The sequence below is a fragment of the Amycolatopsis coloradensis genome (assembly GCF_037997115.1).
GTDB lineage: Bacteria > Actinomycetota > Actinomycetes > Mycobacteriales > Pseudonocardiaceae > Amycolatopsis > Amycolatopsis coloradensis_A.
This window is the reverse complement of the sequence record NZ_CP150484.1, coordinates 5,915,731-5,942,401: the sequence shown is the minus strand read 5'-3', so window position 1 is coordinate 5,942,401 and position 26,671 is coordinate 5,915,731. Positions and strand designations below refer to the sequence as shown.

Annotated in this window: 28 protein-coding genes; 18 read left to right on the top strand and 10 right to left on the bottom strand. The window is 69.0% G+C overall.

Annotation, left to right across the window (positions count from 1 at the left end; translation table 11 throughout):
* The first annotated feature begins 17 nt into the window (after positions 1-17).
* The 4 genes from LCL61_RS27785 to LCL61_RS27770 all read left to right on the top strand — a co-directional run bounded on the left by LCL61_RS27785 (position 18) and on the right by LCL61_RS27770 (position 3,369).
* Positions 18-629, top strand: coding sequence for a SecDF P1 head subdomain-containing protein (locus LCL61_RS27785; protein ID WP_340682459.1), 612 nt, complete (start codon positions 18-20; stop codon positions 627-629).
* 259 nt (positions 630-888) lie between these two features.
* On the top strand, positions 889-1,944 hold the full coding sequence (locus tag LCL61_RS27780) for an LLM class flavin-dependent oxidoreductase (RefSeq protein WP_340682458.1): 1,056 nt from the start codon (positions 889-891) through the stop codon (positions 1,942-1,944).
* A 10-nt stretch (positions 1,945-1,954) separates the two neighbouring features.
* Positions 1,955-2,845 carry an AraC family transcriptional regulator gene (locus LCL61_RS27775; protein ID WP_340682457.1) on the top strand — a complete coding sequence of 297 codons (891 nt, stop codon included), beginning with the start codon at positions 1,955-1,957 and terminating at the stop codon, positions 2,843-2,845.
* Between the two features lie 74 nt (positions 2,846-2,919).
* The gene (locus LCL61_RS27770; RefSeq protein WP_340688691.1) at positions 2,920-3,369 is read left to right on the top strand and encodes an SRPBCC family protein; all 450 of its coding nucleotides are present in this window, start codon (positions 2,920-2,922) and stop codon (positions 3,367-3,369) included.
* 7 nt (positions 3,370-3,376) lie between these two features.
* Here LCL61_RS27770 and LCL61_RS27765 read toward each other — a convergent pair whose 3' ends face one another.
* Positions 3,377-4,339: a M64 family metallopeptidase gene (locus tag LCL61_RS27765; RefSeq protein ID WP_340682456.1), complete on the bottom strand. Its 963-nt coding sequence runs from the start codon at positions 4,337-4,339 to the stop codon at positions 3,377-3,379.
* Positions 4,340-4,432: 93 nt separating this feature from the next.
* Between LCL61_RS27765 and LCL61_RS27760 the strand changes: the two genes are divergently transcribed.
* The 3 genes from LCL61_RS27760 to LCL61_RS27750 all read left to right on the top strand — a co-directional run bounded on the left by LCL61_RS27760 (position 4,433) and on the right by LCL61_RS27750 (position 6,520).
* Positions 4,433-5,407: a LysR family transcriptional regulator gene (locus LCL61_RS27760; protein WP_340682455.1), complete on the top strand. Its 975-nt coding sequence runs from the start codon at positions 4,433-4,435 to the stop codon at positions 5,405-5,407.
* 74 nt (positions 5,408-5,481) lie between these two features.
* Positions 5,482-6,234, top strand: a complete 753-nt coding sequence (locus LCL61_RS27755; RefSeq protein WP_340682454.1) for a trypsin-like serine protease — start codon at positions 5,482-5,484, stop codon at positions 6,232-6,234.
* 55 nt (positions 6,235-6,289) lie between these two features.
* Positions 6,290-6,520, top strand: coding sequence for a hypothetical protein (locus LCL61_RS27750; RefSeq protein ID WP_340682453.1), 231 nt, complete (start codon positions 6,290-6,292; stop codon positions 6,518-6,520).
* Here the strand turns inward: LCL61_RS27750 and LCL61_RS27745 are convergent.
* From LCL61_RS27745 to LCL61_RS27730, 4 genes are all read right to left on the bottom strand, one after another.
* Positions 6,510-6,641 (bottom strand): hypothetical protein, encoded by a 132-nt coding sequence (locus tag LCL61_RS27745; RefSeq protein ID WP_255432080.1) that lies wholly within the window; start codon positions 6,639-6,641, stop codon positions 6,510-6,512. The genes LCL61_RS27750 and LCL61_RS27745 overlap by 11 nt on opposite strands.
* 109 nt (positions 6,642-6,750) lie before the next feature.
* A complete protein-coding gene (locus LCL61_RS27740) occupies positions 6,751-7,749 on the bottom strand; it encodes a LuxR C-terminal-related transcriptional regulator (protein WP_340682452.1) in 999 nt (332 codons plus the stop codon).
* A gap of 65 nt (positions 7,750-7,814) precedes the next feature.
* Positions 7,815-8,468 carry a S1 family peptidase gene (locus LCL61_RS27735; RefSeq protein WP_340682451.1) on the bottom strand — a complete coding sequence of 218 codons (654 nt, stop codon included), beginning with the start codon at positions 8,466-8,468 and terminating at the stop codon, positions 7,815-7,817.
* 920 nt (positions 8,469-9,388) lie between these two features.
* A complete protein-coding gene (locus tag LCL61_RS27730) occupies positions 9,389-9,745 on the bottom strand; it encodes a hypothetical protein (protein WP_340682450.1) in 357 nt (118 codons plus the stop codon).
* A gap of 271 nt (positions 9,746-10,016) precedes the next feature.
* Here LCL61_RS27730 and LCL61_RS27725 point away from each other — a divergent pair, with 271 nt between their 5' ends.
* Positions 10,017-13,712, top strand: a complete 3,696-nt coding sequence (locus tag LCL61_RS27725; RefSeq protein WP_340682449.1) for a CARDB domain-containing protein — start codon at positions 10,017-10,019, stop codon at positions 13,710-13,712.
* Between the two features lie 177 nt (positions 13,713-13,889).
* Here the strand turns inward: LCL61_RS27725 and LCL61_RS27720 are convergent, their stop codons facing one another.
* A complete protein-coding gene (locus LCL61_RS27720; RefSeq protein ID WP_340682448.1) occupies positions 13,890-14,447 on the bottom strand; it encodes a helix-turn-helix domain-containing protein in 558 nt (185 codons plus the stop codon).
* Between the two features lie 97 nt (positions 14,448-14,544).
* Here LCL61_RS27720 and LCL61_RS27715 point away from each other — a divergent pair, with 97 nt between their 5' ends.
* The 5 genes from LCL61_RS27715 to LCL61_RS27695 all read left to right on the top strand — a co-directional run bounded on the left by LCL61_RS27715 (position 14,545) and on the right by LCL61_RS27695 (position 18,565).
* Positions 14,545-15,447, top strand: coding sequence for an NmrA family NAD(P)-binding protein (locus tag LCL61_RS27715; protein ID WP_340682447.1), 903 nt, complete (start codon positions 14,545-14,547; stop codon positions 15,445-15,447).
* Positions 15,448-15,464: 17 nt separating this feature from the next.
* Positions 15,465-16,214, top strand: coding sequence for an aminoglycoside adenylyltransferase domain-containing protein (locus tag LCL61_RS27710; protein ID WP_340682446.1), 750 nt, complete (start codon positions 15,465-15,467; stop codon positions 16,212-16,214).
* Between the two features lie 79 nt (positions 16,215-16,293).
* Positions 16,294-17,217, top strand: coding sequence for an alpha/beta hydrolase family protein (locus LCL61_RS27705; RefSeq protein WP_340682445.1), 924 nt, complete (start codon positions 16,294-16,296; stop codon positions 17,215-17,217).
* A gap of 44 nt (positions 17,218-17,261) precedes the next feature.
* Positions 17,262-17,780, top strand: coding sequence for a PadR family transcriptional regulator (locus tag LCL61_RS27700; protein ID WP_340682444.1), 519 nt, complete (start codon positions 17,262-17,264; stop codon positions 17,778-17,780).
* A complete protein-coding gene (locus LCL61_RS27695; RefSeq protein ID WP_340682443.1) occupies positions 17,777-18,565 on the top strand; it encodes an alpha/beta hydrolase in 789 nt (262 codons plus the stop codon). The genes LCL61_RS27700 and LCL61_RS27695 overlap by 4 nt, the downstream gene beginning before the upstream one ends.
* Here LCL61_RS27695 and LCL61_RS27690 read toward each other — a convergent pair.
* The 3 genes from LCL61_RS27690 to LCL61_RS27680 all read right to left on the bottom strand — a co-directional run bounded on the left by LCL61_RS27690 (position 18,489) and on the right by LCL61_RS27680 (position 20,366).
* Positions 18,489-19,457, bottom strand: a complete 969-nt coding sequence (locus tag LCL61_RS27690) for an LD-carboxypeptidase (RefSeq protein ID WP_340682442.1) — start codon at positions 19,455-19,457, stop codon at positions 18,489-18,491. The two genes, LCL61_RS27695 and LCL61_RS27690, sit on opposite strands and share 77 nt — an antisense overlap.
* A 12-nt stretch (positions 19,458-19,469) precedes the next feature.
* On the bottom strand, positions 19,470-19,865 hold the full coding sequence (locus tag LCL61_RS27685; RefSeq protein WP_340682441.1) for an ATP-binding protein: 396 nt from the start codon (positions 19,863-19,865) through the stop codon (positions 19,470-19,472).
* Positions 19,866-19,940: 75 nt separating this feature from the next.
* Positions 19,941-20,366, bottom strand: coding sequence for a Rid family hydrolase (locus LCL61_RS27680; protein ID WP_340682440.1), 426 nt, complete (start codon positions 20,364-20,366; stop codon positions 19,941-19,943).
* 92 nt (positions 20,367-20,458) lie between these two features.
* Here LCL61_RS27680 and LCL61_RS27675 point away from each other — a divergent pair, with 92 nt between their 5' ends.
* From LCL61_RS27675 to LCL61_RS27665, 3 genes are all read left to right on the top strand, one after another.
* The gene (locus LCL61_RS27675) at positions 20,459-20,935 is read left to right on the top strand and encodes a MarR family winged helix-turn-helix transcriptional regulator (RefSeq protein WP_340682439.1); all 477 of its coding nucleotides are present in this window, start codon (positions 20,459-20,461) and stop codon (positions 20,933-20,935) included.
* Between the two features lie 101 nt (positions 20,936-21,036).
* Positions 21,037-21,579 (top strand): hypothetical protein, encoded by a 543-nt coding sequence (locus tag LCL61_RS27670; RefSeq protein ID WP_340682438.1) that lies wholly within the window; start codon positions 21,037-21,039, stop codon positions 21,577-21,579.
* A gap of 359 nt (positions 21,580-21,938) precedes the next feature.
* Entirely contained in the window at positions 21,939-23,813 is a 1,875-nt protein-coding gene (locus LCL61_RS27665; protein WP_340682437.1) for a Calx-beta domain-containing protein, read from the top strand.
* A gap of 48 nt (positions 23,814-23,861) precedes the next feature.
* Here LCL61_RS27665 and bla read toward each other — a convergent pair whose 3' ends face one another.
* Positions 23,862-24,755, bottom strand: coding sequence for a class A beta-lactamase (gene bla / locus LCL61_RS27660; protein ID WP_340682436.1), 894 nt, complete (start codon positions 24,753-24,755; stop codon positions 23,862-23,864).
* 101 nt (positions 24,756-24,856) lie between these two features.
* On the opposite strand from bla, the gene LCL61_RS27655 reads away from it, so the two are divergent.
* Positions 24,857-25,738: a LysR family transcriptional regulator gene (locus tag LCL61_RS27655; protein WP_340682435.1), complete on the top strand. Its 882-nt coding sequence runs from the start codon at positions 24,857-24,859 to the stop codon at positions 25,736-25,738.
* Positions 25,735-26,637: a serine hydrolase gene (locus LCL61_RS27650; RefSeq protein WP_340682434.1), complete on the top strand. Its 903-nt coding sequence runs from the start codon at positions 25,735-25,737 to the stop codon at positions 26,635-26,637. Before LCL61_RS27655 ends, LCL61_RS27650 begins: the two co-directional genes overlap by 4 nt.
* Positions 26,638-26,671: the final 34 nt, after the last annotated feature.

Sequence of the window (26,671 nt, the reverse complement as noted above, 5' to 3'; positions counted from 1 at the left end):
CACGGCAGAATGCCTCCGTGCGGAACATCCTCATAGCGGTCGCCCTCGTCCTGCTCGGTGTCACCGGATGCCAGGGCGGGGTTTCCGGCCAGGCCGAGCCCGAAGGCGACAGTTTCGCGATCAAGGACGGGTCGCGGCTGCGGTTCCGCCCGGTCCTCGCGGAGGTGCCACCTGGTCCGGCCGCGGGCGCGGCGACCAACCGCCAGAGCACCGATCCCGCGGAGCAGCAGGCCGCCGCGGCGGCACTGGATTGCTCGGAGGGAACGGATCCGCTCGACGGCCGCGATGATCCGGCGCTCCCACTGGTCAGTTGTGACCGCGTGCAGGGCACCAAATACCTGCTCGGCCCGGCCTTCCTCACCGGGGCCGACCTCAGCCGGGCGAACGCTCGGCTCGATTCGCGGTCGGGTGGCCCGCTCGTCGGACTCAGCTTCACCGACGCGGGCGCGCGGACGTGGGCCGACTGGACCGCGGCGAACGTCGGCAAGCAGGTCGCGATGGTGCTGAAGAGCCGGGTGCTGACCGCGCCGATGATCCAGTCCGCCATCACCGGCGGGGAAACCCAGATCACCGGCAAGTTCACCATGTCCGATGCCCGTCAGCTGGCGCGGGACATCGCCGGCGCCTGAGCCTGGCGGTGCGGGTGGTCGGACCGAACGGCCGGTTTCGCGTGACTGGAGGGACGACACGCGCGCGGCCCGGGTGTCGCCGCGAGTTGGCCGCCTGATCACGCGTGTCGTCCCTCCAATCACGTGTGTCGTCCCTCCAGACACGCGAAATCGCCACTCGCGCACCGGTGGCTCAAGAGCCCGCGGCAGTCCCCGGGCCAGCGCGGAATACGATCACCGGGCCCGACGTTTGAGCGTTCAACTACTTGAGGAGTTGGACATGGGTTACGAGATCCTGGGCATCCCGCAAGCGCCGACCTTCGGCCTGGACACGTTCGGCGACGTCGAGAACGGCGCCGACGGCCAGCCGGTGAGCCAGGCCGAAGCCATCCGCCAGGTCGTGGCCGAGGGCGTCCTCGCCGACCAGGTGGGCGTGGACTACTTCGGCGTCGGCGAGCATCACCGCGCCGAGATGGCGGTGTCCTCACCGGACGTCGTGCTGGCCGCGATCGCGGGGCAGACCGAACGGATCCGGCTGGGCACGGCCGTCACGGTGCTCAGTTCGGACGACCCGGTGCGCGTGTACGAGCGGTTCGCCACGTTGGACGCCGTTTCCCGGGGGCGCGCCGAGGTCACGCTCGGCCGGGGTTCGTTCACCGAGTCGTTCCCGCTGTTCGGCTACTCACTGGAGGACTACGAAGCGCTCTTCGCCGAGAAGCTCGACCTGTTCACGCATCTGCAAGGGGAGAAGCCGGTCGACTGGTCCGGGACCGTCCGCCCGGCCTTGGAAGGCGCGCAGGCCTTCCCGGTCACCGAATCGGGCAGTCTGCCCGCGTGGGTCGGGGTCGGCGGCACCCCGCAGTCGGTGGTCCGCGCGGCCGCGTACGGCCTGCCGCTGGTGATGGCCGTGATCGGCGGGTCGCCGGAGCGGTTCGCCCCGCTCGCGGACCTGTACCGGCGCGCGGTGAAGGAGGCGGGCCACCAGGAGCTGCCGATCTCGATGCACAGTCCTGGCCACGTCGCCGAGACCGACGAACTCGCCGTCGCCCAGCACTTCTCGCATCACCAGGCCGCTTTCGCCAAGATCGGCGCCGAACGAGGCTGGGGCCCGATGTCCAGGGCCGACTACGACGCCATGGCCGGACCGCGCGGCGCGCTGTTCGTCGGCTCTCCCGAGACCGTCGCGCAGAAGATCGCCTGGGCGGTGCGGACCCTCGGCCTGTCGCGATTCCAGCTCAAATACAGCGTCGGCGCGCTTCCGCACCAGCAGCGCCTGAACTCGATCCGGCTTTACGGCGAGCAGGTCGTCCCGCGCGTGAAGGAGTTGCTCAGCTAGCCTCGAAGGCGTGGTGTTCGATTCCGAGCGATTCGACCTTCAGCCGTACACCGGTTTCGACATGTCCCGCTATGTCCGGCGGACGTATTGCAGCTGGGAGGATTCCGGCTGGGAATCGCTGCTCGTCCAGAGATTCGACCACGTTCCCGTCGCCGAGGAAATGCGGCTGCCCGGCGTCGCGGATCTGCATCTGGTCCTGCCGCTTTCGGGGCGGGCGGTGATGGAGACCCGCGGCGAAGGCCGGTGGAACCGGCACCAGTGGGGGCCGGGACGGCTCGAACTCGCCGTTCCCGGCATGCCGCTGCAGCGTCGCTACCGCGGTGACGAAACAATGCGAAGCCTGCAGGTGCACATCCCGGGCACCACGGTGGAGTCGGTGGCCGCGAGGCTGGGTGGCCGCGCGGTGGACCACGAGGCGATGGCGGCCTCCGTGGCCGGGGGAGATCCGCTGCTCGACGAGCTGGTCCGCGCGGTCGGAAACGCCAGGGAGCAGGACGATCTCTACGCCGAATCCGCGGCCGCCTTCCTCACCGTGCATCTGCTCACCCGCCACGCGCGGAAGCCGGAGCCGCCGAACGCGGGACGGGAGGACGACCGGGTCCGCGCCGCGGTGGCGATGATGCGCGGCCGGCTGGCCGAACCGCTCACCGTCGCCGAAATCGCCGGGGAAGTACATTTGAGCGTCTACCACTTCATCCGGGTCTTCAAGGAAAAGACCGGCCAGACCCCGCACCGTTTTCTCGGCGGGCTGCGGATGGAGGAAGCGCGAAGGCTGCTGCGCGACACCGATCTCCCGATCGCCGCTATCGCCGGCAGATGCGGGTTCGCCACTCCTGGCGCCTTGTCGGCCGCTTTCCTGAAGCACACCGGATCGCGTCCGTCGGAGTACCGCAATTCCTGATCGTCGCCGCGCAATCCGGCGCATGGTGACCCCGTCCGCCCGTTCCTAGGGTGAGGCGTGTGAGTAGTTCTGGAATGCAGTCGTACGACGTCACCGCCGAATCGCCGGCGCCACCCGCCGCGGTATGGGCACTGTTGCTGGACGCCCGCAGCTGGCCGGTCTGGTCACGGGTGGGTTCCCTGGAAGTCGCCGCGTCGCAAGGACTTTCCGCCGACGGACGCGACGGCGTCGGCGCGGTGCGTGCCTTCCGCACCGGCAAGACGGTCACCAGGGAGCGGATCACCGCCCTCGACCCCGAACGGCGGTTCGCCTACGAGGGCGTGGACGTCCCGGTGATGGTCGATTACCAGGCCTCGGTCGATCTGTGCGAAACACCCGGCGGCGGAACCCGGATCCGCTGGCACGGAACGTATCGCGTCGGCAAGGGCAACGCGTGGATCTTCCGTTGGTACCTTCGCCGCTTCATGCGCGACATGGCGACCGGGCTCGCCGATCACGCCGGCGGCCCGGCCAAGAGGCCATGACGAGGAATCAGTGCCGATGAGCGGCTTCGCGGTGGAAGCCCGCGATCATCGCTTCGGTGCTCGGCGGGTTGAAGGGCTGCCCGAGGGTGCGCATGAGTGAGTTCACGCTGGGGCGGTACATCCCGGTCTTGCAGTAGCGGGATCCCTCGAAGACACCGACCGTGCCGCCGTCGGGGGAGGGCTTGCCGAGCCAGGTGTACCACTTGGCCCGGCGGTCCTTCATCTGCTGGGCCGTGAGCGCGGAAGCGTTGGGCTCCCGGGGTTCGCGGGCGTCGCAGGTGCCGTAGTCGTATTCGTCGGCGAGCTCGCCGATGGAGTGCCCGAGTTCGTGGGCGACGATCTGGCTGGCCTGGATGTTGCCGCCCGAAGAGGTCGCGACCCCGCCACCGGCGCCGCCGTACTTCGTCGTGTTCGCCAGCATGATGACCTGATCGACGTCCGGCGCGGCCGCGGCGTACTGGTTCGCCTTGGTTTCGTTGACACACAACAGCCGTTCGATCCCACCGCACCAGAAGTACGAGCCCAGCGCGGTGTTGCGCCGTATGCCCTGGGTCGGGTCGTTGGTGATACCGGACTGCGGTGACACCACGTCGACCTGCCAGAGGTTGAACTGCTTGCGGTAGCTCTTGTACGGCTCGATGGCGAACAGCGCCGCGATGCTGGAGCGGACGTGCTGCGAGTACGTGCCCAGCTGGGTCGAGGTGTAGCCGTCACCGACGAAGACCAGGTCGAAGGTGGTCTCACTCGGGCCGTTGGTTTCGATCGGGGTCACCGCGGCGGCGCTCGTGATCTGCTGAGGCGCGGCGGTTCGGTCCGAAGCGGGCCGGGTGACGTCCACCCGGGTGATGGTCCCTCCTGGTTCGAAGGCTTCCATCGACGTCGTGAATCCGGGCGCCGCCGACGCCGTCGCGGGAACGAGCCCGGCGACGAGGGTGGCGGTCAGCGCGACCATCAGGCAGGCGCGTCGCATGCGTACTCCTTGCGGGGACGAGGGGGAGTACGAAAAACGATCCCGACTTTCGACGGCTTCCGGCACATCCCAAGTGGCCATAAGGTCCGCGTGATGGACGTCGAGTTACGTCACCTGCGAGTGGTGTGCGCCGTCGCCGACGCGGGCAGCATCACGCGCGCGGCGATCGGGATCGGGAGCACCCAGCCCGCGTTGACCGCCGCCGTTCAGCGGATCGAGCGCGCGTTCGGGGGAATCTTGTTCGTCCGAGGGCGGGACGGGGTATTCCCGACGGCGTTCGGTGAATGCGTGCTCGTCCGGGCCCGCGCCGTCCTCGCCGCGGCGGACACGATGCACCGGGACGCGGCGCGTTTCCTGGCGGAAGGCGAGAAGCGCCCTGTCGCGCTGGGTGGGATCGGCGGTTCGATGGTCGTCGAGCTGGCGGACCGGCTCGGCGATTCCGGCCGGGGGCAAGCGGTTTCGGTGACCACCGAGTTCTCGCCGTTGCGGTTGCTGGATCTCGTGGCAGGCGGGCAACTCGACGCCGCCGTGGTCGCCGACTATCCCGGGCACAGCCTGCCGCCGGCCCCTGGGGTGGCGTCGCGGCCCTTGGCCACGCAACCGGTGTTCGTGGCGATCGCCGCGGACCATCCGGCCGCCTGCCGCGCCGAGATCGACCTCGCCGACCTGGCCGCGGAGCGGTGGGTGCTCGGGCCCTCCGACGGTGCCGGCTGGCCGGAGTGCTTCGAGGAAGCCTGTGCCCGGGCGGGATTCCGGCCGCAGGTGGCGCACCGGAGCACCGAGCTGCGGCCTCTGCAACGCCTGATCGCCGCCGGCCGGGCGATTTCCCCCTGCCAGGTCACCTTTCCCGCCTCACCCGGGATCGCGATCCGGCCCCTGGCGGGGGATCCGTTGTGGATGCGGTATCTGATCGCCTGGAGTGCGGAAGGTGCCTTCGGCGCGGACAGCGACGTCTTGATCGTCGCGGCCGAGGCGGCCTACCGGTCCGACACCGAAAGCAGCCATCCCTATCGCCACTGGCTCGCCCGCCGCGGTGAACCGGCCGGCGGGCGGCGTGCCATCGGGTGACACCTGGTCAGGGAATTCCCCTTGTCGCGCAGGGGTCTTAGCCTCGGATCACCTCATCGACGAAGGGTAAGAAATTGCGTCTGCGCGCCCTGCTGGCCGCTGCTGTCCTGACCATCACCACCGCTCCGGCCGCGTTCGCCGCGCCGGACGTCGCCCACGGCACCGATGTCCCACCAGGGCAGTTCGGGTTCGTCGCGAAGATCGCGATGACGAAGATCCCCCGCCCGGACGGCTCGACCTACAGCAGTTACTGCACGGGTGCGCTGGTCGCGCCCGGCTGGGTCGCCACCACGGGGCACTGCTTCCACGACGCGCACCGCAAGCGCGTCGCGGGCAAGGTGCCGTATCCGACGACGGTGACGTTGGGCCTCGTCGACGAGGCGATCGAATCAGGCGTGGCCCGCAAGGCGACCGAAGTGCTGCAGGCGAAGGAAAACGACGTCGCTCTCATCAAACTGGACACCCCGGTGACGACGGTGACTCCGCTGACGGTGAACCGGGTGCTCCCGAAGATCGGCCAGCAGCTGACGCTGGCGGGCTGGGGCAGCCTGACCGCCAAGAACCCCGCTCCGGCCACCCGGATGCAGCAAGGCACGGTCCAGGTGGCGACGGTGGCCCCGACGACGATCGGTGTCCGCGGCGCGGCACCCTCGATCACGACCAGTGCCTGCACGTACGACTCGGGCGCGCCGTACTTCGTCCCGGAAGGCAAGGGCGGCACCTTGGTCTCGCTGGAGGCCACCGGGCCGGACTGCCCGCACGCCGGGATCGAGACGACCTCCCGCGCGGACGTCATCGCGGACTGGATCGCCACCCAGACGGGCTAACGGGCCGTTTCGTCCGGCGGCGGACCGGGTAGTGGCGTGAGCAGGAGGTAGTGCGATGACGACTGCTCGAATGACCGCGCCTCCGGCGCCGCCGAACCCCATGCCGCCGGACCCCGGCGTCCCCGACCCCGGGATTCCCGAACCGGTGCCGGACCCGGGCAGGCCGGAGCCGGTCCCGGATCCCGGGGTGCCCGAACGGGTCCCCGATCCGGGGCCGGACCGCCCGATTCCGGAACCCGAGAGCCCGCCGGAAGCCCAGCCGGGACCGGCGGGACTCAGAGGGTGAACGCGAGCCAGAGCGCGAGCCAGGCGCAGGCCGCGACCGCGACGACGACCGCGATCACCCGCAGGCCCGCGGTGGCGATCCGGAGCGACGCGGTGCCGGTGTGGTGCCGGTGATTCCCCATGATTCCGCCCTCCTTCCAAGATCACCATCCGCTCCCGGCGCCCTCGCCGCCACCCGGGTGACCCCGTCCGGGTGAGGCCCCCGTATTCAGAGGACTGAATGCGGGGGCCTCAGAGCCAGTCGTTGTGCGCGGCGAAGATCCCCAGCTGGAACCGGCTGGACACGCCCGCGCGGTCCATCAGGTTCTCGAGATAGCGGAACAGGGTGCGCCTGCTGACGCCGAGTTCGGCGGCGATCTCGTCGTCCTTGCGCCCGGCGGCGAGCAGGAGCAGCAGTTCCCGTTCGACCGGCCGGATCGGCTGTTCGGACGTCCGTCCATGCCGGTCGAGTGGAAGCGCGGCCGCCCAGGAGGTTTCGAACAAGCCTTCCAGCGCGGAGAAAAGGCTGCAAGGCCGCACGATGACGATGGACTGGTTGCGATCGGCCTCGCGGATGGTCAGCGCGATGGTCGCCGCACGGTCGTCGAACAGTGTCAGTTTCACCGGCAGCTCGGGCAGCAGGCGGGCCTGTTCGCCTGCCCGCAGGCACGGCAGGATGTTCGCGACGAGATAGCCGGGATCGCCGAGTGACGCTCCACTGTAGACACAACGGTAGGTGATCCCGCGCCGCAGTTGCTCCTCCTCCAGTAGATTCCGGCGGCCGCCGGTGAAATAGGGCGGGGAGTCGAGGCGGCGCACCTGATGCCGCACCGTGGTCGCGAGATGCTGAAGCCGGGGGATGATGGCGTCGCCCGTGACCACTTCGAGCAGGTCCTGCGCGTTCGGCATCCCCGAATGCGCCCGCCGGAAGGCGCGGTACGCGGTCTGGACCGCGAGCCGCGCGTCGTGCAGTTCGGCCTGCCGTCGCGTGGTCAGTGCGGTGAGCGCTTCGCTGGGGTTCGCGGGGACGTATTCGGACCCGTCCACTCCGGACGACACCGCGAGGCCCGCGTCGGCCAGTTCTTTCAGTGCGAGCTGGACGGTCTCCGCGTCGTCCTCCCGCCAGGCCAGCTCCTCGGCGGTGACGGGCGCGCTGTCGAGCATCCGCCGGTAGACCCGGGAGGCGGTCTCACCGAGTCCCAGCCTGGCCAGCTGCGTGCCGAGACCGTCCGCGGGAGTCGTCGATGCCACTTTCCACCTGCCTCTCAGCGGTCCGGGAGTGGTGGCGCCACCGCTCCCGGACCGGTTCGCCGAACCTAGACGCCCGAGGTGTCGCGGATCCAGGTGCGGTTCGCCGAGATGCTGGTGTGCGTCGAGGTGTCCACCTTGTTGCCGGCGATATGCACGCCGACCTGCTTGCCACCGACGAAGACCGGACCGCCGGAGTCGCCGCCGTTGGTCAGCCCGTTGCCCCGGCGGGCCTTGATCAGTCCACTCCCGACACTGGTCACCGTCATCCTGGCGACCTTGAGGTAGCGCTGCAGGTCACCGTCTTCGTTGTAGCCCCAGCCATAAACGTATTCGGTGTCACCGACGGCGACGGAAGTACCGAGGGACGCGTACGTCGTGCTCACCGAGCGGTCGAGCCTCAGCAGCGCGATGTCGGCGCCGCCGGCGGGGGTGTGGATGTCGGCCACCACGGCGTACGTTCCGGCCCGATGATCGACGTCGCCCACCCGGACGGAGTAGTCGGCGCCGGGTTCGTCGACGCAGTGGTGGGCCGTGAGCACCCAACGGGCGCTGATGATCGAACCGGAGCACCACTGGCTGCCGTTCTGTTCGATCATGGCGGCCCACGGGCCGGACTGGGCGTATTCGCCGTCGATGATGGGGGCCGCGACGGCGGCGGGCGCGACCGTCGTGAGCCCGGCCGCGCACAGCAGGGCGGTGATGAGACCTCGGATGCGCATGGGTGCCTTCCAATGCAGGGGAATCGGGGAAAGGAATCGACGGGTCACCCGTTTTGCGGCCGCGACGGATCGCCAGGGATCGCCCGGCCGGATCCGAAATCGGTTTCCCATGCTAGGCAGGCGGATACGGCGGTAGATAGCGACTAAAGACGGGAGAAGGCCGCACCGGGCGGCGCTGGACCTGGGCTTTCGGCACGAGAGTGCCGGTGGCACCGATGTGTCAGCGGGGAGTCGTGAGGTGACGTCAGGCGTGTCGCGAAAGCCACTTTCGCGACACGGGCGGCTGCGCTCACCGCGCCGCCTCTCTTGAAGTACATGAAGGGGCCTTCAAGTACTTCGGAAGGTGCGAAGGTCGAGTTTCCTTGGCTGAGCCGAGGGAGGAGTCTTCGCGCGCGATCGCTGTGATTGCTGGTGCGTCTGGGGCTGACGTGGCGTCGGGGGTCCGTGAAGGCCTCCTTCACTACCTTCAGGGTCAGGGTCCCGGCAAAGTCGGCTATCCGCTGGTCAAGTGGGTGCCGGATTGGGGCTCGTTACAGTGGCCGGGCGCCTTCTCGGCTGTCCACGGGGGCCACTTTCGGGGCGACTGTGCTCGATCCGGGCGTTTGTGCGGGGTCGTGAGCGGCAAAGAGGATTAGAACCCAAGGTCACGTAGCTTAAGTTGATCTTGGGCGAGGTTGACAGGTGGGGCGAAGGCTCCCTTCGCTGCGTCTGATGTGACGAAGGGCGCCTTCGGCCCTGGTCGTGGGTCGGGTTGGTCGTGAACTGGCGTCCTTTGTGGACACCGTCCGTTCATGCCCCCTGTCGCCCGCCCCGTCCGAATCGCCAACAGCGACGCTGACCAGCGTCTATGCGACTTTGCCGAGCCCCTGACCTTCAGGGTGGGCAAGGAGGCCTTCACGGACACGCGAGTTACTCCGTAATCATCGACGACGGCGTTTCCCGGGCGGCCTGGCGTCGAGCAGTTCCTCGGCGAGCAGGATTGTCCGTTCCGACAGCGTGGCGGACAACCGCTCGACCGACTCGCCGATCCGGCCCGCCTCCCGGCGGACGCCCTCGCCCGCGGGCATGTTGTGCCGCTCGGCGAGGCCCGCGAGCCTGCTTCCGGAGACCAGGACCAGATCGGCGAGCCGCTCGCCCAGTTCGGTCAGCCGGTTCGCCGTCCGGCCCGCACGGCGCGCCACGAGGTCTTCGGTCTCCCGCCGCAGCTCCCGGACGGCGGACCTCGACTCGTTCGTCGTCCCGGTGAGTGCGGACCTCAAGGTTTTCGTCACGTCCATCAGGATCGACCTCCACGCGGCTAGCCCTGGATTTGAGTGTACAGCTGTACTCCGTATTGGCGGAATACTTGATCTCAAAGTCCGCTGCAGGCAAAGAAAGCGGCAAAACCGAGAGAACGCGCGTAAGCGCAGCGGACAACTTGGGTAGTCCTCGCAGGTAGTAGTCGAAAAATTTCTGAAACATGTCGACTTCTTGCATCTTGTCTCCGGGTTGTTGCATGCTCGTACGGCTCTGGCTCCCTCCCCGCCGTCTCAAAGAAGAGAAGACGCCATGACACGTATGCGCCTGTCCCGGCTCATCGCCGGTCTCCTGGTCTCGGGGCTTTCCGTCGCCGGACTCTCCCTCGCGTCCGCCGCGAGCGGGCCACCTCCCGACCCCGTCGCCACACCCGTTCCGGCCGCGCTCGCCGAAGTGCCGCTGACCCGCACAGTGTCGGCGAGCAGCGCGCTGCCCGGTTATCCCGTCGCGAACGCCGTCGACGGGAACCAGGAGAGCTACTGGGAATCCGCCAACAACGCGTTCCCGCAGTGGATCCAGGCCGACCTCGGCACGGCGAAGTCCCTTTCGCGGATCGTGCTGAAACTGCCCGCGGGCTGGGAATCCCGCACCCAGACACTGGCCGTGCGCGGAAGCACCGACGGCGCGGCGTTCACCGACCTCGCCGCGCCGGCCGGCTACGCGTTCGCTCCCGGCACCAACACCGTCACCATCCCGATGACCGCGTCGGCCCGCTACGTGCGGTTGCAGGTCACCGCGAACTCGCGATGGCCCGCCGCGCAGCTCGCGGAATTCGAGCTGTACGGGCCGGACACCGGCGACACGCAGGCGCCGAGCGCGCCGGCGAATCTCGCGCTGACCGAGCCCGTCGCCGGCCAGATCCGGCTGACCTGGTCGCCCTCGGCCGACAACGTCGGTGTCGACGGCTACACCGTCTATCGCGACGGGACGCCGGTCACCACGATCACCGGCACCACGTTCACCGAATCCAGGCCCACGGGGACCCGGGTCGAGTACTTCGTGCGCGCCAAGGACGCGGCGGGCAACGAATCCGGCGACAGTGACCACGTCGTGCGCTCCGGGACGAGCGCGGGCGCGAACCTGGCGGCGGGCAAACCGATCGAGGCCACGTCGACGGTCCATTCGTTCGTCGCGGCCAACGCCAACGACAACAACACCGCCACGTACTGGGAATCCGCCGCGGGGTACCCGAACGCGCTGACGGTGAAGCTCGGGGTCGACGCGGATGTCGACTCGGTCGTGGTGAAACTCAACCCGGACGCGATCTGGGGTGCGCGGACACAGAATTTCGAGGTCCTTGGTCGTCCGCAGGGTTCCACCGCGTTCACCACCCTGTCGGCGCGAGCCGACCACCGCTTCGACCCGGCCACCAACCAGAATTCGGTGGTCATCCCGGTCAGCGGACGCGCCGCGGAGGTACGTCTTCAGTTCTTCGCCAACTCCGGTGCACCCGGCGGTCAGGTCGCGGAATTCCAGGTGTTCGGCACTCCCGCGCCGAACCCGGACCTCGTCGTCACCGGCACGACCTGGACGCCGGAGCACCCGACGGAGACCAGCAGGCTCGCCGTGTCGGCGACCGTGAAGAACACCGGCACCGCGAACGCGGCCGCCACCACCGTGAACGTCAGCCTCGGCGGCACCGTCGCCGGTGACGCGGCGGTCGGCGCACTCGCCGCCGGTGAGTCCGCCACGGTCACCGTCGACGCGGGCACGCGTCCACAAGGGACCTACACCGTGGCCGCCACCGCCGATCCGGCGGGCAAGATGGCCGAGCAGGACGAAACGAACAACACCTACACCTCGCCGACGCCGCTGGTCGTCGCCCAATCGCCGGGGCCCGACCTCGAGGTCACCGGCATCACCTCGAACCCGCCCAATCCGGCGGCCGGTTCGGCGGTGTCCTTCACCGTCGCGGTGCGCAACCGCGGCACGAGCGGCGCGGGCGCTTCGGTGACGCGGCTGGCCGTCGGCGGCACCACACTGACCGGCGCCACCGGTGCGATCGAGGCGGGCGCCACCGCGAACGTCGCGATCTCGGGCACGTGGACCGCCGCCGACGGTGGCGCGACCCTCACCGCGACGGCCGACGCGAACGGCACGGTCACGGAGACCAACGAGTCGAACAACAACCTCTCGCGGGCGATCGTCGTGGGCCGCGGCGCGGCGGTCCCGTACGTCGAATACGAGGCGGAAGCCGCGCAGTACCAAGGGCAACTGCTGGAAGCCGACCCGCTCCGCACGTTCGGCCACACGAACTTCGCGACGGAATCGTCGGGCCGCAAGTCCGTGCGGCTGGCGAATCCGGGGCAGTACGTGGAGTTCACGTCGGCGAACCAGGCGAACTCGATCGTCGTGCGCAATTCCATTCCCGACGGCCCCGGTGGTGGCGGGCAGGACGCGACGCTCAGCCTTTACGTCAACGGGACTTTCGCGCAGAAGCTGACGTTGTCGTCGAAGCACAGCTGGCTCTACGGCAGCACCGACGATCCCGAAGGCCTGACCAATACCCCGCAGGCCAACGCGCGACGGCTGTTCGACGAGTCGCACGCGCTGCTGTCGCGGTCGTATCCGCCGGGCACGAAGTTCAAGCTGCAGCGGGACAGCGGTGACAACGCGGCGTTCTACATCGTCGACCTCATCGATCTGGAGCAGGTCGCCCCCGCGTCGGAGAAGCCCGCGAACTGCGTGTCGATCACGGAGTACGGCGCCGTGCCGAACGACGGGAACGACGACTCGGCGGCGATCCAGCGCGCGGTGACCGACGACCAGAACGGCGTGATCGGCTGTGTCTGGATCCCGGCGGGGCAGTGGCGGCAGGAGAAGAAGATCCTGACCGACGACCCGAACGTGCCCAACGGCGGTGGCCAGTACAACCAGATCGGCATCTCCAACGTGACGATCCGCGGCGCGGGCATGTGGCATGCGCAGCTGTATTCGCAGATCGAGCCGCAGAACGCGGGCGGCATCAACCATCCGCACGAGGGCAATTTCGGGTTCGACATCGACAAGAACACGCAGATCTCCGACATCGCCATCTTCGGTTCCGGCCGGATCCGCGGCGGCGACGGCGGCGCGGAAGGCGGCGTCGGCCTCAACGGTCGCTTCGGCACCGGCACGAAGATCTCCAACGTGTGGATCGAGCACGCCAACGTCGGCGTGTGGGTCGGCCGGGACTACAGCAACCTGCCGGCGCTCTGGGGCCCCGGCGACGGTCTCGAGTTCAGCGGCATGCGGATCCGGAACACCTACGCCGACGGCATCAACTTCACCAACGGCACCCGCAACTCGAAGGTGTTCAACTCGTCGTTCCGTACCACCGGCGACGATTCGCTCGCGGTGTGGGCGAACCAGTACGTGAAGGATCCGTCACAGGACATCGCGCACGACAACGTGTTCGCCAACAACACGATCCAGCTTCCGTGGCGTGCCAACGGGATCGCGATCTACGGCGGCTACGGCAACAAGATCGAGAACAACATCGTCCACGACACGATGAACTATCCGGGCATCATGCTGGCGACGGATCACGATCCGCTGCCGTTCTCCGGGGAGACGCTCATCGCGAACAACGCCCTGTACCGCTGCGGCGGCGTGTTCTGGGGCGAGCAGCAGGAGTTCGGCGCGATCACGTTCTTCGCGCAGGGCAAGGACATTCCCGGGGTCGTCCTGCGGGACACGGAGATCCACGATTCGACCTACGACGGTGTCCAGTTCAAGACGGGCGGCGGCGTCGTGACCGCGGCCCTCACCGACGTCAAGATCGACAAGTCCAACAACGGCGCGGGCATCCTCGCTATGAGCGGCGCCCGTGGCAGCGCGACCTTGACGAACGTGACGATCACGAACTCCGCGAACGGCGACGTCGTCCGTGAGCCGGGGTCGCAGTTCGTGATCAACGGCTGGCCGGTGCCGGTGGTGGTCTCGCCGAGCCGCCGCGGCTCGCGGTAGACCGGAGGTGTTTTCGGGGCCGGAGCGGGAGACCGCTCCTTCGGTCGCGGGGATCAGCGCCGCGAAACAGGCCGAGGTCGCCAGAAGTCCCAGATCGGAAGAGNCATGGCCAACGGCATGCTGTCCGCGGCGTTGTACGGCACGGTGTTCTTCCTTCTGGCGGGCCGCCCGCCCCTTTCATGTCCGGGGGCTCAGACCCGCGACGGCCAACCGGAACAGGCGGTCCGCCTGTGCGGCGGGATCCGGGTAGCGCTCGGTGGCCAGGACGATGCCGACGATCAGGGTGATCAAGTCGGCGACGGTGACGTCCGGAGACACCACGCCATCCCGCGCGGCCTGCCGCACGAGCGGATCCCCTGCTTCCTCGATGGCGGCGGAACAGGAATTCTCGTGCTCCGGGGGACCGTCGTAGGCGAGCGCGGCCGCCAAACCCCGGGCGGAGACGCAGTAGGTGACGACCTCGTCGAGCCAGGTCAGGAGCGCCTTCCGGCTGTCGTCCTCGCCGGTCAGTTCGACGGCGCGGGCGCACAACGCCGCGATCCGCTTCGCGGAGACCGCCTCCAGCAGGGCCCGGCGGGTGGGGAAGTGGCGCCGGACGGTCGCCGAGCCGACGTTGGCGGTCCGCGCGATCTGCTCCAGGGAGGCGCCGGAGCCGTGGGCCGCGACCTCCTCCTCGGCGACCGCGAGGATGCGCGCGTAGTTGCGCCGTGCGTCGGCACGCAGGCCGTCGGACATGTCTTCACCTCGGAGTTTGCGTAAGTGGCGGGCCCCGCCATATTGTAGCGGACGATAAGTGGCGGGCCCCGCCACTTAGTCGACCGAAGGAGTAACCATGTCCTCAGCACCCGTTTTGGTCACCGGCGCCACCGGCAGGCAGGGCGGTGCGACCGCCCGTGCCCTGCTCGCGGCCGGTGTTCCCGTCCGAGCTCTGGTGCGAGACCCGGCCAGGGCGCAAGCCGTCGAAGCGCTCGGCGTCGAACTCGTCGTCGGTGACCTCCACGACGTCGATTCCGTCATCCGGGCGGCCAAGGGCGCCCGTGCCGTCTTCTCGGTACAGATGCCGGGGATGAACGCCGACGGATTCGACTTCGCCGGCGAGGTGACCCAAGGCGTCAACCTCATCGAGGGCGCGAAGGCGGCCGGGGTGCCGCAGTTCGTGCACACCTCCGTTTCGGGTGCCGGCCAGCACGTCGAGGCGGACGGATGGGCCGAAGGGCGCTGGACGTCGATGGAGCCCACGCTGGGTGCCAAGGCCGCGATCCAAGACCGTCTCCGTGAAGCCGGATTTCCCCAGTGGACACTGCTCAAGCCGGGCTTCTTCATGGAGAACTTCCTGCCCGACATGAAGTTCCTCTTCCCGCGAGGAGTGGACGGCGGTCTGGTGAGCGTCATCAAGCCGTCGACGTCGCTTTCGCTGGCCGCCGTCGACGACATCGGCGCCGCGGCCGCCGCGGTCATCGCCGAACCGGAGCGGTTCACCGGGGTCGAACTGGAGCTGGCGAGCGACTTCCTGACCATGACGGAGATCGCCGAGGTCCTGTCCGGAGTACTGGGCAGGCGGCTGGCGGCACCGGATATGACCGTCGAGCAGGCGGTCGCAGCCGGGATGCCGCCGATGGGCGCCTCGCACGAGTGGCTGAACGTGGTCGGCCAGCCCGGACGTCCGGAATACGCGCGTGAACTCGGCCTCCCACTGACCGGATTCGCCGACTGGGCGCGGAAATACCTTGCGTAGTACATGATCGTTGAGGCATGCGCGTCGAGCCTCTGCTGGACCATCTCGACCGGGAAGATCCCGGCGGCGTCCTCGGGTTGTACCTCTACGGTTCCGCCGCGGCGGGTGGGCTCAAACCGGACAGTGACGTCGATCTGCTGCTGCTCACCCGCCGCTCGCTCGGCGAATCGGAACGCGCCGCGCTGGTGTCCCTGCTGTCGCGGCTTTCGGGATGGCGTGGCCACGCCGACCGATTCCCCGACGCGGCGGACCGTCGGCCGATCGAACTGACCGGGATCGTGGTCGGGGGCAAGCCGTCGCACCGTGATTTCCAGTACGGGGAATGGCTTCGGGAAGACCTCGTGCGAGGTCGTCTTCCCTGGCCTGTCGAGGATCCCGACGTCGTGATCCTCGTGGCCACCGCCCATGCGGCGCATCGCGTTCTGCGCGGCCCCGCGCTCGCCGACCTCCTCGATCCGGTGCCGCGGGAGCTGCTCCGTGACGCGGCGCTCGGCGTCATCCCCGGTCTGTTGTCCGAGATCGAAGGCGACGAACGCAACGTCCTGCTTACGCTCGCGCGGATCGTCGTGACCGTCGAGACGGGCGGGATCGTCTCGAAGGACGCCGCGGCGGCGGCCATCGCGCCGACGCTTGATGGCGATGGCCGCGCGCTGCTCCAGCGTGCGCGAGCGGGCTACCTCGGTGCGGCTTCCGATGACTGGACCGGACTTTCGGCCGAGGTGGCCTTGCTCGCGCGGGCTCTCGCGGACCGGGCGAAGGGAGTTTGACAAAGCGGAACAGCGCTCCGTATGTTTGTGGAACAGTGCTCCGCTTAGTGCGGTGCCGTCTCGCAAGGGAAGAATCGCCATGAGTACGCCAGTAATCTCGATCGCCCCGGTGACATTGCCGACCCCGGGTCGTGCCGTGGATCTGCGGGTTCGGGTCTCCGCCCCGATGACCGGTGGCGGGTTGCCGATCATCCTGCTGTCGCACGGTCAGGGTCCTTCGAATCACCTCTCGTCGCTGAACGGCTATGCCCCGCTCGTGAACTACTGGGCGGCGCACGGATTCGTCGTTCTCCAGCCCACCCATCTCAGTTCCAGGACTTTGGATCTGGGGTCCGATCACCCCGAAGCGCCGCTGTATCAACGGTCCCGGGCCGAAGATATGATCGGCATTCTCGACCGGCTCGACGAGATCGAGGCCGCGGTGCCGGGTCTGCGCGGACGAGTGGACCGGGGCAAGGTCGCCGTGGCCGGGCACTCGATGGGCGGGCATACTGCGAGCCTGCTGCTGGGCGCGCGGTACACCGAGCCGGGTGACGGCACGGTGGTGAACCTGGCTGAGTCCCGTGTCTCCGCCGGGGTGCTGCTCGCCGCGCCCGGTCGCGGCGGCGACGCTGTCACGGAATTCGTGGCGGAGAACTATCCCTTCTTCGTCAGTACCGATTTCTCCGCGATGACGACGCCCGCGCTCGTGGTCGCCGGTGACAAGGACTCCTCGGCGCATCTGACGGTCCGGGGCCCGGAATGGCACACCGATCCGTACTTCCTTTCGCCGGGGCGCAAGACCTTGCTCACCCTGTACGGCGCGGAACACGGTCTCGGCGGGATTTCCGGCTACGACGTCGCCGAGACGACGGACGAGAATCCGGCGCGAGTGGTCGCGGTGCAGCGGCTGACGGCGGCCTATCTTCGCAGCGAGCTCTACCCGGGCGACCCTGCTTGGCAGGAGGCCGCCGACGCGCTGGCCGTCGAGCCCGATCCGCTCGGGCGGGTCGAATCGAAGTAGCCCCCTAGTAGACAAGTCCCATAGATGACTTGTCTACTAGTGGCATGGTTCTCTCCCGCCTCATCCTGGGGTTGCTCGCCCTCGCGCCCATGACCGGCTACGACCTCAAGCGCCATTTCGAGTCGACCGTCGGGCACTTCTGGGCGGCAGACAAGGCGCAGATCTATCGCACCCTCGCCCGGCTCGTCACGGACGGACTCGCCGAGGTCGAGAAAGTGGCGGGTTCCGGGGCGCCGGACCGGCAGGAACACCGCATCACCGCCGCGGGGCGGACGGCGCTCGCCGAGTGGCTGGTGAGTGAGCCCGAGCGTCACGTCGAACGCGATCCGTTCCTGGCGCGGGTGTTCTTCGGTGCGGATCTCGACGATGACGCCTTCCGTGCCCTCCTGGCGGTACGTCGAGAGGCGACCCAGGCGCGGCTGGAGCGGTTCGAGCGGACGCGGGCGGAGTCCGGTGCGCCTGATCGGGCGGCCCGGCTGCGACTGTCCACACTGGACAACGGGATCGCGCACCTGCGCGTCGAACTGGACTGGCTCGACGCGATCGAGGAGGAGTTCGCGTGAACGCGTTCCCCGAGGTGCATTCCGCCGGGACGGCCACCGTGGAGCGGCCGGTGGTGTTGCTGCACGGCGGCAACGTCGCGAACTGGATGTGGGAGCCGCAGCTGTCCGCGTTCGGCGATCGGACGGTGCTCACGCCGGATCTGCCGGGCTTCGGCGAACGGGTCCGCGAGCGCTGGCCGGGTCTGGACGCGGTGGCGGATGACGTCGTCGCGAGAGTGACGGGGCACGGCGTCGACGGCCGGTTCGATCTCGTCGGGCTGTCCCTCGGCGCGCTCACGGCGTTGCGTGTGCTGGCGCGGCACCCGGACCGGGTGAGTTCGGCGTTCCTGACCAGCGCGCCGCTCATGCCCGCCGGCGCCGGGATGCGCTTGTACTGCGGGCTGCAGTCGGCGTTCTCGCGGGCCCGCTGGTACTGGCGTGCCCAAGCCGCTGCCTTCGGGCTTCCCGGAGAGGCACGCGCCCGTTATGTCGAGCACGGTCTCTCGGTGCGCCGCGAAACCGCGTCCGCGATGGCCGCCGAGGTGTGCGCGGGCGGTGTGCCCGCGGAAGTACGCCGCTATACCGGGCCGCTGCTCGCGACGGCGGGGGAGAAGGATTCCCCGGCTGTGCGCCGATCCCTCGCGGAAATCGCGCGGGCCGCCCCCCAGACGCGGTCCCGGCTCGTGCCGGGGATGCACCATATCTGGAATGTGGAGGATCCCGAGCTGTTCAACGGAGTCCTTCGCGCTTGGCTCGGGGGAGCCGTGGATCCGCGTCTCCTGAGCCGACCGCCGGTTCGACGGTGAGCGTGCCCGCGGCCGTGTCCAGTACGGCAAGCGGTCCGAGCGGAAGGGAAAGCGAGTCCGCGCCGTGTCCGGCGTCGATTCCGCCGAGTACCGGAACGCCCAGCGCGCCCAGCCGGTCCTTGAAGACGTCGACGAGGGTCCAGCCGCGATCGGTGTAGTCCTCGAAGCCGGGGAACCGGCCGAGCGCGATCCCCCGTACACCGTGGAGCGCGCCGGACCGGATCAGCTGGGTCAGCTGGCGGTCGACCTGCCCGAGGCCGATCGTCCGCTCGGCTTCGAAGAACAGGATAGTGCCCGCCAGCGGAGGCAGGCCGACGCCGACCGCGTGGGCGACGGTGCCGAGATTGCCGCCGACGAGGGCGCCGGTGGCGGTGCCGGGCACTTCGGCCTCGACGGTCATGGCCCTCGGGTCGCGGTGGAGGATGGCGGGTTCGCCGCCCATCAGGAGCCGCCGAGTCGCGGCAGCGGAGCGGGAACCGGCCAGGGAACCGTGGATCCCCGCCAGCCCGCAGTGCCGCCAGAGCGCGAGGTGGAGGGCGGTGATGTCGCTGAAGCCGATCAACGGCTTGGGATCTGCCCGGACGGCGTCGAAGTCGAGATCATCGGCGATGCGGTACGCGCCCGCTCCGCCGCGAGTGGCGATCACGGCGCGGACGGCCGGGTCACGGAACGCGTCGTCGAGATCGGCCAGCCGGTCTTCGTCCCGGCCGGCCATGAAGCCTCGCTGGTCGAACGCGTGCGCCCCGATTTCGACCACCAGTCCCCAGCTTTCCAGTACCGCCTTGGTCTCGGCGACCAGCTCACGGCTTGGAAAGCTGGCGGGGGAGATGAGGCGAACGTGGTCACCCGGCCGTGGCATCGGCGCGACCAGGGTGCTGTGCGGGGCGGTCACGCGATGATCGTGTCAGAGCACCGGGATCTCCGCCCACACCGTCTTGAACCCGGCGCCGGTGTCCACGCCCCATTCGGTGCTGATCGCCTCGACCAGCGCCAGCCCTCGACCGTGAGGACTCGTCGGGTCGTCCTTGATCCCGCGGTGGGGCCACAGGCGCGGACGGTGGTCGTCGACTTCGACGCGGACGACGTCCCGGCCCGAGGGGACGGAAACCCTGAGCTCGGCGACGCCGTCCGCGTGTTCGTGCGCGTTGGTGACCAGTTCCGTGGTCAGCAGCTCGGTGTCCGCGATGGTGGTGCGTCCGACCTCGCTCAGCTGCTCTCTCAGCCAGGCCCGGACCTCTCCCAGTGGTGGGGCGATACCGGTGGGGAATTCGTAAGCCTGTCGTGTTCTCGTGATACCCACGCGTTCTCCTTAGCGGGTTTCCCAGCTGGGCCAAGAGCATGGGCGCAGGCATGGAGTACCCAAGGAGTGCGGGGTTCACACGTGGGCGTTCCCGGCGATCGCGGTGACCCTGATCTCGACCCGCATCCTCGGCGCGCCGAGGGCCGGGACACCGATCTCGGTCCAGATCGGCGCCCGGTCGCCCATGTGCTCGCGGAACTGCGCCACCATCACGCGGTTGTGGACCTCGCCGATGAATCCGGGGGCCTCCGGGACGTGGTACGAGTCCACGGCGATGACGTCGCGCCAGGTGGCGCCCGCCGTGGCGAGGGTCCGCTCGACGTTCTCGAAGGCCTTGACGATCTCCTCCTCGAGCGACTCGGGGAAGTTCAAGTCGTCGTCCCAGCCTCCCTGCCCGGAGATCTCGACGCGATCGCCGACGCGCACCGCCTGGCTGTAGCGCATCTCGGCCAGTTGCCGGTCGCCGTATCCGGGCGTGGCGAAGAACTCCGGCTGGGTCATGGTGGATCCTCTCGTTGACTTCATGCTTGAAGTCAACGTAGCACGATTTAACTTCACGTGTGAAGTCATCGGGTTCTGGGTAAGGTTCCGCCATGGCCGCCCCGGACCCCGACGAAGCGCTGTGGCTGACCTCTGCCGAAAAAGAGGCCTGGACCGGCCTGGTCTCCCTGGTCCTCCTCCTGCCGGGGCGACTCGAGTCGCCGCTGCGGCACGACGCCGGGCTGACGCTGTTCGAGTACCTGACCCTCTGTCATATTTCGGAGGCCCCGGACCGGCGGCTGCGGATGAGCGAGCTGGCCTACCTCGCCAACGGCTCGCTCTCGCGTCTGTCCAATGTGGTCAAACGCTTCGAACGGCGGGGCTGGGTGGAGCGGACGCCGGACCCGGGCGACGGCCGGTACACGCTCGCCGTGCTCACCGACGACGGCTACGACATGGTCGTCGCGGCCGCCCCCACGCACGTCCGTTCGGTGCGGGAGCTCGTCCTCGACCCCTTGACCGCGGAGGATCAGCAGGCGCTGGCCCGGATCGCCGCCAAGCTGCGGACGCGGCCCGCCGACCTCGCTTAGGTACTTCAAGGCAGTCGGATGTGCGCGCGAAGGTACCTTGTGCTCGCGTTCCGGACTCTGGTCCTCTGACTGGGTTCATCACGCGAAGAGGGGGAGATCTCGTGTTCAAGAAAATATTCGCCGTCCTGTCGGTGTTCTCGTCGGCACTCGTGGGTGTCGCGGGAACCGCGCACGCCGGGATCGTGCAATGGTCCGACGGTTACGAATCGAATCCCCATGGCGTATGGGAGCGCGGGATTCAGGGCGGTGACGGGCATTCCTGGTTCGACATCGGCATGGGAGTGGCGCGGACCGGCAACAACAACGGCTGGCTCTTCGCCGACAACGGCTGGTCGGCGATGAGGACCGCGAAGTCGCTCGGAAGTTTCCCGTCGAATCGATCGAATTGCGCCGCCGCGATTTACGCCGACCCGGTCGGCGGTGGAGCGAACATCGGCCTCGAGATCTGGGACCCCAACGGCTGGCGGAAAATCTCCCACACGGTGAAGTGGGTCGACGACGGGGCAGGCTATCAGCTCATCACCCTGCCCGATCTCACTCTGAACGGCGTGGGTACCGTCTATCTCCAGCCGATCTACGGCAACAACGGCGGACCGGCGAAGTACATCCGCTTGGACGACGCGATCATCCAGTGCGTCTATTGACCGAGTCCGCGGTCTCGCCGAGGTATCGGCCGGCGGGAGACGTTGCGACATTCGGTGAATATTCGCAGACGTCCACGGATGAATTCGGGTTTCCGTCCGGTGGCGTGATCACGGAAAAAGCCGAAACCTTCGGCATCGCTCACGCTGAAGAGTGAGAGATGCCGGGGGTCCTTCGGCTGGACGGCGCAATGCGGACCTGGTCCGCGTAGCCCGGATTCGCGGTAACAGCCCGTTGGTGCCTTGACACAGGGCGCTCTGGGTGAAGCCCGGCTCTCGCGCTAACGAAAAGCGAAATATTCCGTCTTCTCCACCGAGCCCACAGGAATTCCGGCCCCGGCCGGGTCTCGAAAGGGAAGTCCATGCCACGAAGACCACTGCTCGTCGTCCTGACCGCCGTCTCGGCGATGCTCGCGTCCACCGCGGTCGCCGCCGCGGCTCCACCGGGAGTGGACCCGGCCACGGTCGACCTCACCCTGAACGCGGGGCAGAGCACGACCGTGACCAAGAACGTGACGACCTCGGCCGTGCCGCCGAATCCCGACCTCGTCCTGCTCGCGGACACCACGGGCAGCATGGGCGGGCCGATCGGCAACGTGCGGACGAACGCCGGCGCCATCACCGGTGACGTCCTCGCCGCGCAGCCGACCGCGCAGTTCGGTGTCGCCGAGTACAAGGACTTCACCGACTCGGTGCCGTTCAAGGTCAATCAGGGCATCACCGGGGACACGACCGCCGTCCAGGCGGGGATCGACCAGTGGGCGGCCTCGGGTGGCGGGGACACGCCGGAGGCCAACCTGAACGCGCTCTACCGGCTCGCCACCGGCGCGGTCGCGTTCCGGCCGGACGGCACCCGCATCATCGCGTGGTTCGGCGACGCGCCGTCGCACGACCCGAGCGGCGGGCACACCCTGGCCCAGACCATCGCGGCGTTGCAGGCGGCGAAGATCCGCGTGGTCGCCGTCAACGTCGGCGCGCTCGACGCCACAGGGCAGGCTTCCGCCATCACCTCGGCCACGGGCGGCGTGCTGCTGAACAACGTCCCGGCCGGTCAGGTCTCCCAGGCCATCTTGGACGGCATCAAGTCCATCGAGGTCACGGTGACCCCGAAGGTGACCAGCTGCGATCCGCAGCTCACCGTCACCAACGACCCGGGCAGCGTCAAGGTGACCAGTGGCGGGGTCGCCACGTTCACCGAGACGATCAAGGCCGCCGCCGATGCCGCTCCGGGCACCTATCAGTGCGTCGTCGATTACCAGGTCGACGGGGCTTCGCGGGGATACATCGAGACCACGACCGTGCGTGTACTCGGCCTGAGCATCAACGACGTGACCGTCGGCGAGGGTTCCGGTGGCGCGCAGGTACCGGCGACGTTCACCGTGTCGCTGCTCGGCGGCCCCAGCCCGAATCCGGTGACGGTCCAGTACGCGACCGCCAACGGCACCGCGTCCGCGCCCGCCGACTACACGGCGGCGAGCGGGACGGTCACGTTCGCCCCTGGGCAGACGGCCAGACCGGTGACCGTCTTGGTCAACCCGGACACCGTCGACGAGCCGGACGAGACGTTCACGGTGACTCTTTCGGCCCCGTCGGGTGCCGGCCTCATCGACGCGACCGGTGTCGGCACGATCGTCGACGACGACCGTGACGGCGTCTTCTCCTGCACCGGCACCGCGGCGAACGTCCTCGGGGTGACCGCGGCACGGGCCAACCCGGCGAACCTGCCTTGCGCCGACGACAGCAGTACCGTCGCCGCCGCGACGCTCAACGCCGGCCTGATCAAGGTCGACACCAAGGTGCTGACCGCGTCGACCGATCTCACGCCGGACGACCAGTCGGCGGCTCCGGCCGCGGGCGATCGCGCGCTGGCGTCGGCCAAGATCGACAGGACGGTGATCAGCACGCTCGGACTGACCGTCGAACTCGGCGTGATCCAGTCGCAGGCGACCGCGACCTGTCAGCCGTCGCCGGGCGGGCTAGTCCCGGTGCTGGCCGGCAGTTCGAACGTCGCCTCGCTGAAGATCAACGGTGAGTCGATCACCGTGGGCTCGGCGCCGATGACCATCCCGCTGGCCATCGGTTCGTTGAAGCTCAACGGCCAGACCGTGGCGAACGGCGTGGTGAAGCAGCAGGCCGTCGCACTGGACACGGCGCTCGCGAAGATCGTGCTCGCGGAATCCCAGGCCGACGTGCACGGAACCTCGGCGCATCCGGCGGGCAACCCCTGCCGTCGCTGAGCCGCTGAACCCCGCCGGGACGGACCCTCGTCCGTCCCGGCGGTTTGCTCAGGGGAGGGCTTTCACCGCGGCCGCGGTGGCGTCGGCCAGGAGCTTGTTGTCGATCTCGGCGTCCTTCTCCGACCGGTCGGTCAGCACCGAGATGACGATCGGCGCCCGATTCGGCGGCCACACCACCCCGATGTCGTTGCGCGTGCCGTAGGCCGCCGTTCCGGTCTTGTCGGCGACCGGCCAGCCGGGCACCCCGGCGCGGATGTTCTGGTCGCCGGTGGTGCTGGCCCGCATCATGTCGACCAGGATCTTGCGTTTGTCCTCGGGTAGTGCGTCGCCGAGGGCGAAGGCGCGCAGGCTCACGGCGAGCGCGCGCGGTGTGCTGGTGTCCCGGGTGTCGCCGGGGAAGGTGTCGTTGAGTTCCGGTTCGATCCGGTCGGCGTGGCTCGTGGTGTCGCCGATCCCGCGCAGGACCGCGTTGAGTCCCTCGGGGCCGCCGAGTTCGCGGAAAAGCAGGTTCCCGCCGGTGTTGTCGCTGTACCGGAGGGTCGCGTCCATGACGGCGCGCAGCGGCATCCCCGTCGCCACGTGTTTCTCCGTGACCGGCGAGTTCACGACCAGGTCCTTGCGTTCGTAAGTCACCGTGCGGTCCAGGTCGGCGACCGGCGTCCGCTGCAGGACACCACCGGCGCTGAACACCTTGTGCGTCGAGGCGTAGGCGAAGCGTTCGTCGGCGCGGAAGGCGACTTCGCGGCCGGTCGCGGTGTCCACCGCGTACACCCCGAGCCTGGCACGGTAGGTGCGTTCGAGCTGTTCGAAGTCGGCTCGTCCGGTCGCCGCGACCGGCGAGGTGGCGGCCGGCGGCTGTGCGGGAGCGGGTGCGGAACAGGCGGCGAGTGACGCGACCGAGAGCGCCAGCAGGGCGGCCCAGCGGCGAGAAGTGACGGACACGGTGGTTCCTTTCAAGATCGTTCGATGTCCGCAGTCTGTCCAGCGCCGGTCATGCTGTCCAAGACACAAACGACCTCTTTCATGCGTAATCCGCATAGTATGTGGTCGTGGACCTGATCGGGAGCTGCCGGGCGTTCGTGAGCGTGAGCGAGGCCGGGACCTTCACCGCGGGAGCCGCGATCGCGCGCATCCCCCAGCCGGTGGCGAGCCGCCGGATCGCCGCACTGGAGCGGCATTTCGGCGAGCGGCTGTTCGATCGCTCCACCCGCCGCGCCGTGCTCACGCCGTTCGGCCGGGACATGCTGCCGTCGGCGAAACGGCTGGTGAAGCTGGCCGACGCCATGGAGCACGACGCGCAGCGCGCCAAACTGCGGCCGATGCGGCTGGCGATGCCGGACACCTGCACCGTCCGCGAGCTCGCCGAACTCGACGCGGCGGCGCGAGCGCTGGACGTCTTCCTGGAGTTCCGGCAGGCGCCGCCGGGGGAGCGGGCGGAACTCGTGCGCACACAGGAGGTCCGCGCGGCGGTCACGGCCGTTCCCGCCGAAGAGGGCACCTGGATGGTGCCGCTCGGGCTGGCGGCCGGGGGAAGTCCGCGGGCGGGCGCCCTCCACCTGGAAACGCTGCGGGTCGGCCGGTCCGGCAGGCCGCCTCGCCGGATCTGGATCCAGCCCGAGGACGACGTGCCGCATATCCGGGATCGGCTCTTCCGGATCCGTGACTCGGTGGGCTTGCGGCCCGCGCAGGTATCCGTCGCCGATGCGCTCAGCGCTGCCGCCGCGGCGGTGTTCGGTTCGGACGATCTGCTGCTGTGCTCAACGGTCCAGGCGACCGAACTCGGCCTGAACTGGCGGCCGATCGGCGAGCTCCGGCTCGCACGTGGGTTCGAGATCACGGCGGGGCCCGGCGAGGACGCGCAGCGGCTCCGGGCACGATTGTGGCCGGACATCGCCCGGTGTCTCGGCGCGGAGGAGACGACATGAACACCGAGACCCTGCTCCTCGGACTGCGCGCCGAACTCGACGACGGCGGCTTGCGCGGTTCGTTCCTCGTGCGCGATCTGCGGACCGGATACGAGATCGGCATCGACCCGGACCTGGAGTTCCCGAGCGCCTCGCTGGTGAAGATCCCGCTCGTCGCCGCGACCCTGGAGCGGATCCGCCGGGGCGAGCTGGACGGCTCCACGCCGATCGACGTCGAGCCGGGCCGGGCCACCGCCCCCGGGCCGACCGGGCTGACGCGGTTCCGGCATCCGGCCAGGATGGCGATCGACGACCTGCTCTACCTGACGATGGCCATCAGCGACGAGACCGCCGCGGACGCGCTCTTCGCGCTGACGCCTCCCGCCGAGGTCACCAGGATGACGCGCGAATGGGGCGTTCCCGGGATCACCGCGCGGCATCCGGCCGCGGACCTCAGTGACACGCCCGCCGAACGTTTCGCCCCGGCAGACGTCCACCTCGCGCACGCGCTCGCGATCAACGCGGGCACCGCCGGGCAAGGTCATCCTGTTCCGCAGCTCGACGTCACCCGCGCGAGTTCCGGTTCGGCTCGCGCGTTCGTGAACCTGCTCGAAGCGCTGTGGAAACCATCCAAAGTAGACGAAGAGGTGGCGGCGCGGGTGCGTGAACTCTTGGGACTGAACCTGCTGCGTCAGCGGCTGAGCCCCGATTTCGTCTCCGACGCCACGAAATGGTCGTCGAAGACCGGCACCGTGCTGAACCTGCGGCACGAGGTCGGGGTGGTCGAACACGCCGACGGCGGACTGTACGCGATCGCGGCGCTGACCGGGTCCAGGGTGCCCGCCGCGGTCCAGCCGGAGGCCGAGGTGCTGATGGCCCGCGTGGCGCGGGCGCTGCGGGATCACCTGCGCGAAGGGTGACGTCATGTTCGTGAAGAGAAGCCGTAACTCGCGT